The organism is Lentzea indica, from assembly GCF_012184385.1.
In the GTDB taxonomy this organism is placed as follows: Bacteria; Actinomycetota; Actinomycetes; order Mycobacteriales; family Pseudonocardiaceae; genus Lentzea; species Lentzea indica.
In genome coordinates this window covers 1-1,077 of record NZ_VSRL01000566.1, presented here as the reverse complement: position 1 = coordinate 1,077, position 1,077 = coordinate 1, and the positions used below count along the sequence as shown (strand labels likewise).

Sequence of the window (1,077 nt, the reverse complement as noted above, 5' to 3'; positions counted from 1 at the left end):
CATGCTCGGCGGCATCAGGCGAGGCCGGGTCGAGCTCGGCGATGAACTCGGACCGGCGCGCCACGAGACCGTGGGCGGCGGCCGCAGCCGGGGTGAGGAAGAGGCCGGACTGAGTGCCGTCGGCCATCTCCAGCGACGGCACCGTCCACTTCTCGTCCGAGGGCTTGAGCGTCAGCACGTCACCGGCCTGCACGGACGCCTGCCCTTTCGCGGGCACGACGTAGGCCTTGCCGTCCGTGCAGTTCGGGATGGTCGCCCGCGAGCTCAGCTTCAGCGCCTCACACGGCGCAATGGTGGCGACGACGTAGTCGCCGTTCAGCTCTCCGACGGTCTGGTCGAGCCTGTGGACGGAGAGCACTCCAGTGCTCTTCTCGAGCGAAGCCATGACGCTGTTCGCGTCGGCCTCCCGACCGGGGTTGACGGTCAGGTAGCTGAAGGACGCCTGTTTCTTCTCCTTGGTCCGCACTTCCTGCTCGACGCCGGCCAGCATCATCTGCACCGTCACCGTGCCCGCGAGGACGACCGCGACGCCACCGACGACGCGAGCTGCCGTGCCGCTGTCGAGCTGCAACCGCCGCACGGCGAGCTGCAGCGCGGGCGTGCGGCCCCGCATCTGGAACACCACCCGCTCCACCAGCCAGGGCAACACCACGGGGATGCCGAGCATCAGCAGCACGACGCCGGACACCACCGGCCACTGGTCCGGCTTCTCCGTCGGACTCATCTTGCCGATCTGGCTGACCAGCAACGCCACCCCGGCCACCACGGGCACGAGCCGCCACCACAACCTGCGTCGCACCGGCTTCTGGTCGCGCACCACACCGAGCGGTTCGATGATCGTGCGGCGCATCGCCACGAGTGACGTGACCACCGCGAGCACCGGCACCGCCAGCACCACGGTGAGCGTCAGCGCGGGCGTCGGCATGACGTCGGAGGGGAAAGCGGTCAGCTGCTGGATGCTGATCCGGTCGACGGACGGCCGGACCGCGAAGAAGATCCCGAAGCCGACCACGAGCCCGGCCACCGCACCGACCAGCGCCTCCCCGGACGCGATCAGCCGCACCCGGCTCGCGGCCG

General features: G+C 70.1%; 1 pseudogene. It reads right to left on the bottom strand.

The window, feature by feature from the left end:
* A pseudogene (locus tag FXN61_RS49635) lies at window positions 1–1,077 on the bottom strand (FtsX-like permease family protein); the annotation flags it as partial.